A 5,386-nucleotide genomic window follows, 5' to 3' on the forward strand; every position below is an offset into this window, starting at 1 on the left:
GCGTCCCCGAACCGCTCGACGAGACCCTGCCGATCGACTGGACGCCGGTGTGGTCGCTGACGCAGGAAGGGTACAAATACCTGCCGACCCAGTTGCTCTATTACGCCTCGCCGGCCAGCGCGGACTGTGACCGCTTCTTCGCCATGGGTTGCTCCAACGGCAACGCCTCGGGCAATAACCTGGAGGAGGCGGTGTTGCAGGGCTTGTTCGAACTGGTCGAGCGCGATGCGGTGGCGCTCTGGTGGTACAACCGGCGGCGCGTGCCGGGCGTCGAGATCGCGAGCTTCGGCGAGCCCTATCTGCTGGATCTGGCCGACTATTACGACGGACTCGGGCGCGACACCTGGGCGCTGGATGTCACCAGCGATCTGGGGATTCCGGCCTTCGTCGCGGTGTCGCGACGGCGCGACGGACCCCAGGAGCGCCTGCTGTTCGGTCTGGGGTGTCATCTGGATGCGCGGATCGCGCTGCAACGCGCCTTCGCCGAGATGAACCAGATGCTGGGTCTGGCAAGCGATGGCCAGGAGGCGGGCGAACTGGCCATCGAGGATGCCGAGACGCTGTACTGGCTGACCACGGCGACCCTGGACAATCAGCCCTATCTGGCCCCCGATCCGGCCACGCCGCCCCGCGCGCTGGCGGATTTTCCCAAGCGTCACAGCGGCGATCTGCTCGCGGACATCGCGACCTGCCGCGCCATCGTCGAAGCGCGCGGAATGGAGGTGCTGGTGCTGGATCAGACCCGCGCCGATGTCAGGATGCCGGTCGTCAAGGTGATCGTGCCGGGGCTGCGCCATTTCTGGGCGCGCTTCGGGCCGGGGCGGTTGTACGAGGTGCCGGTGGCCATGGGCTGGCTGGAACGGGCGTTGACCGAGGATGAACTCAATCCGATTCCGATCTTTTTTTGAACCGCGCTCGAGGCGCGTCAACGAATCAGGTGCGCAAGAATGACGGTTGCGGACATGCTGAAACAGGCTGGCGAGACTGAATCGCAGGTGCTCAAAGAGCATCTCATCTTGCTCGCACTCTCCAAGATCAGTCGGTACGAGACGGAGTGTGCGCTCTTCGAGGCCAAATATGCCGAGCCGTTCGACGCCTTCCAGCGGCGCATGCTCGCCATGAAAAACCAGGAAGATTTCGCGGCCGATGACGACCTGCTGGATTGGGAGTTTGCCGATCGCGCGTTGCGCGGATGGCATGAAAAACTGGGCGCGCTGCGGCATGTTGATTGATCTGATCGAGCAATACAGCGCCATTGTCCAATCCTGGACGGTCACGAATTTCGACCGGGAAGGTGAAGACTTCAGACTGAAGGCGCAGATAATTTTTGTGGACGGAAGTCAGCTCCGCATCCGACAGATGGTCATCGACGGACGCCTGCTGAAATATGCCTATCAATGGCAAACTCAAGAAGGGGATCTGATCATTCGCTGGGACAATGCAACGCACTGGCCAGAAGTCGCCACCTTTCCACACCACAAGCATGTTGCCAGGAATCAAGACGTCACCGTGATGCCTTCCAGGGGCGCTGAACTGGCGCTGGTTCTTGAAGAGATTGCCTTGTCGATCAAAATCCCTCCGGACACTCATCGCGATGAATTCTAATTTCCACCTGCGCCTCTGCCCTGGCGCTCGTCTCCTCACCGAGGGTGAGGACTGGTTGATCGCCCGAGGCGTGGAGTCGGCGTTGCGCCATCGCGCGCCCGGTCCGGCGGCGCGCACCCTGCTGCAAGCGCTGGCCGAGACCGGTGGGTTGGCCGATGATCTGATCGCGCGCGCTCAGGCGGCCGAGCCGGACGTCGCGGGCGCGACGCTGTATTACCTGCTGAATCGCCTGGAACAGCGCGGACTGCTGTCCTATGGCCTGGTTCAGGAGGGACAGCGCCTGGCGACCCTGGAGCCGATGACCCCGGCCTTTCGGCTGGCGACGCTGGAGGCCGATCCGGCGGCGTCTTATCGGCTGTCGCGCTTCGCGACACTGCGCCGCGACGGCGAGCACACGCTGATCGAATGTCCGCTGGGCCACGCCCGTCTGCGCCTGCATGACGGGCGTCTGGCTGCCGTTCTGGGTGTGCTGGCGAGTCCGCAGACGGCGGCGACGCTGGCGGCGGACTTGCCCGAGCTGACACCGGTCACGGCGGCGGGACTCATTCAATTGCTGATGAGTCTTCAGGCCGTTTTCGCCTGCGATGACGCGGGCCTCATCCCGGAGGACCGCGACCCGGCGCTGCGTCAGTGGGAGCCCCATGACCTGCTGTTCCATGCGCGCAGCCGGATGGGACGCCACGACGCGCCGCTTGGCGGCACATTCNCTGCGATGACGCGGGCCTCATCCCGGAGGACCGCGACCCGGCGCTGCGTCAGTGGGAGCCCCATGACCTGCTGTTCCATGCGCGCAGCCGGATGGGACGCCACGACGCGCCGCTTGGCGGCACCTTCCGCTTTGTCGACGCACTGCCCCATGCGCCGGCCCTCAAGCCACCGGGTCCGGGGAGGCGGGCGGTGCTGCCGAGACCCGATCCTGCCGGCGTGGGTCCGGCGTTCTTCGCGGTGGTCGAGTCGCGCCGCTCGATCCGTCAGGGCGGCGCCCAGCCGCTGACCCTGGAGCAACTCGGCACCCTGCTCTGGCATGTCGCGCGGGTACAGATCCACCGTCCGGCCAATCCGGACGATCCCCGTCAGTACGGGTCAAGCCTCCGGCCGGTGTCCGGCGGCGGTGCCATGCACGAGTTGGAACTCTATCTGACCGTCACCCGTTGCACGGGCCTGGAGCCGGCGCTCTATCGCTATGACCCCGGCGCGCACGAGCTGGAGTGGATCGCCGCGCCGGGCGCCGCGACCCAGGGGCTGGTGAACGACGCCATGCGCGCCGCCGCGATGGAGATCCCGCCGGATGTGCTCATCACCCTGGCTGCGCGCTTCGCGCGCATGGCCTGGAAATACGAGAGCATGGCCTATGCGGCTATCCTCAAGCATGTCGGGGTGATGTATCAGCAGCTCTATCTGGTCGCCACGGCGCTGGGACTCGCCCCCTGCGCGCTTGGGGCGGGTGACTCGGAGCGGTTCGCCGCCGCCGCTGGAACCCGTTATCATGAGGAAACCTCGGTGGGTGAGTTCGCCCTGTCGGGGCCGCCGGAACCATTTTGAAATTCTGATGAACATGCTCTTTCGCCAGGCCGCGCTCGCCAAAGTCACGGACCCGGATGAGCTGGATCGGTCGCTGGAGATCGTCCGGCCCATGCACGTTCTGGGTCTGAGTCTGGTCGCGGCGGTGACGCTCGCCGGTGTCCTCTGGAGCATCCTCGCCACCGCGCCCGAGCGGGTTGGCGGCGAGGGCGTGCTGCTCTCGACTGCTGGCGTCGGGGTCGTAACCTCGCCCGATACCGGCTGGGTCGAGCGCCTGCTGGTGCGACCGGGCGATGTCGTCGAAAAGGATGCGCCGGTGGCCGAGATCCGACGCCCCGACCTGCTCGATCAATGGCAAAGCGCCGTCACGGAGGCCGAACAGTCCCGCCACTATCAGGACGCGCTCCAGCGCTCCAACGAGACGCAATGGCGACTGTCCGATGAACAGGAGACGCGTCTGCTGCGCGCCTATCGGGAGCATCTGGCGAGTCTGGAGGCGCAGCACCAGATCCTGCTCAAGCTCAACGAGGGCATGTCGAAATTGCGCGAAAAGGGCGCGATCTCGACCGAATCGCTGATCGAAAGCCAGGCGCGGCTTGGCGATCTGGAAGACAACATGCACACGATCCGCAACCAGGTGACGGAGCTGGAGGTGCAGCACGAGACGACGCGCAATCAACAGCGCCGAGAACTCGATCAGGCCCGGATGCAGGCGGACCTGCTGCGCGATCAGGCCGAGAATCTGCGCCGGGAGTATGAACGCGACCGTCTGGCGAGGGCGCCGGCGGCCGGTCTGGTGGTCGAGGTCAGCGTCAGCGAGGGCGATCCGCTGACCCCAGGGCAGGCGATCGCGCATCTGCTGTCCTCGGTTGAGGGCAATCCGCGCGGCGTCAAGGCGATGGCCTTCGTGCCCGCCGCCGACGGCAAGCGCATCCAGACCGGCATGGAGGCGCGGGTCGCGCTCTCGATCGTCAAGCGTGAACTCGACGGCTATCTGCTCGGCACCGTGATCCGGGTCGCGGAGCTGCCCTCGAACCGGGCCAGTTTGATGAACCGGCTGCGCAACGATGTGCTGGTGGACAAGATCCTGGCCGCCGGCCCGCCGCTGGAGATCGAGGTCGAGCTGCGCCCAAGCCCGGTCAACCCGAGCGGCTATGTCTGGTCGTCCGGCAAGGGGCCGGCGGTCAGCATCCAGCCGGGCATCCTGACCCAGACCGAGGTGGTGGTCGGACGCACCCACCTGATCAGCCTGCTGTTCCCGGTCTTCGATCATGTCTTCGGCTGGTATCGGGCCGCGACACGATGAATCTGGTAAAGATCCTTTGAACCGCAAAGAACACAAAGAACGCAAAGGGTTTCAGTTCCTTGTGTCCATGACGACATTTGCCCCTTGGTAAATATCATGAGTATTTCAAAGCCTTGTTTTTCTTTGCGTCCTTTGCGCCTTTGTGGTTCCAATTTCCGGATTTAGAATGAAGCGCAGCCGTCCGGTCAAGACCCCGACCATCCTGCAGATGGAGGCGCTGGAGTGCGGCGCCGCCGCGCTCGCCATGGTGCTGGCCTATCACGGGCGCTGGCTGCCGCTGGAGGAACTGCGGGTGCTCTGCGGGGTCTCGCGCGATGGCAGCAAGGCGGTCAATCTGCTGAAGGCCGCGCGCTCACTGGGGATGGAGGCGAAGGGGCAGCGGCGCGAGCCCGCCGAGTTGGCGAATCTGCCAGTGCCGGCCATTCTCTTCGTCAACATGAACCACTTCGTGGTGTTCGAGGGGGTCGTCAAACAGGGGTTTCGGATCAACGATCCGGCGAGCGGGCGCCGGGTGCTGAGCGGCGAGGAATTCGACGGCTTTTTCTCCGGCATCCTGCTGGCCTTCACGCCCGGACCGGATTTCCAGCCCGGCGGGCGACCACAGCCGCTGCTGCCGCGACTGTTCGAGATGACCCGCACCACCCTGCGCCCAATCGCGCTGGTGCTGCTCGCCGGCGCACTGATGGCGGTCTTCATGATGCTAATGCCGGCCCTGCAGCGGATCTATCTGGACAAGATCCTGATCGGCCGGCTCGATGCCTGGGTCTATCCACTGCTGGCGGTACTCGCGGTGACGGTGCCGCTGCTCGCGCTACTCTCTTATCTCAGGCTGACGCTGGTCGCCCGGATCGGCGCGCGGCTGTCCGTCGTCCTCTCGACGCGGCTGGTCTGGCATGTCTTGCGTCTGCCGGTGCCCTTTTTCGTGCAACGCTACGCCGGCATGGTGAGCAGCCG

At 65.2% G+C, this 5,386-nt stretch carries 7 protein-coding genes; all 7 read left to right on the plus strand.

Annotated features, from left to right (window positions below; all coding sequences use genetic code 11):
* The coding region (locus tag CCR95_RS03015; protein WP_201091732.1) for a YcaO-like family protein at positions 1-908 on the plus strand (908 nt) is incomplete at its 5' end.
* Between the two features lie 39 nt (positions 909-947).
* Positions 948-1,232 (plus strand): hypothetical protein, encoded by a 285-nt coding sequence (locus CCR95_RS03020; RefSeq protein WP_201091733.1) that lies wholly within the window; start codon positions 948-950, stop codon positions 1,230-1,232.
* Positions 1,198-1,605 (plus strand): toxin-antitoxin system TumE family protein, encoded by a 408-nt coding sequence (locus CCR95_RS03025; RefSeq protein WP_201091734.1) that lies wholly within the window; start codon positions 1,198-1,200, stop codon positions 1,603-1,605. Before CCR95_RS03020 ends, CCR95_RS03025 begins: the two co-directional genes overlap by 35 nt.
* A partial coding sequence (locus tag CCR95_RS03030; RefSeq protein WP_207188497.1) for a hypothetical protein occupies positions 1,595-2,311 on the plus strand: 717 nt, incomplete at its 3' end. The genes CCR95_RS03025 and CCR95_RS03030, both read left to right, overlap by 11 nt.
* Before the next feature lie 44 nt (positions 2,312-2,355).
* Positions 2,356-3,147 (plus strand): SagB family peptide dehydrogenase, encoded by a 792-nt coding sequence (locus tag CCR95_RS26250; RefSeq protein ID WP_420825642.1) that lies wholly within the window; start codon positions 2,356-2,358, stop codon positions 3,145-3,147.
* 7 nt (positions 3,148-3,154) lie between these two features.
* Complete coding sequence (locus tag CCR95_RS03040) at positions 3,155-4,432, plus strand: NHLP bacteriocin system secretion protein (protein WP_201091739.1); 1,278 nt, start codon at positions 3,155-3,157, stop codon at positions 4,430-4,432.
* Positions 4,433-4,598: 166 nt separating this feature from the next.
* Positions 4,599-5,386: cysteine peptidase family C39 domain-containing protein (locus CCR95_RS03045; protein ID WP_242523027.1), on the plus strand; the 788-nt coding region annotated here is incomplete at its 3' end.

This window comes from Thiocystis minor, from assembly GCF_016653465.1.
Taxonomy (GTDB): Bacteria; Pseudomonadota; Gammaproteobacteria; order Chromatiales; family Chromatiaceae; genus Chromatium; species Chromatium minus.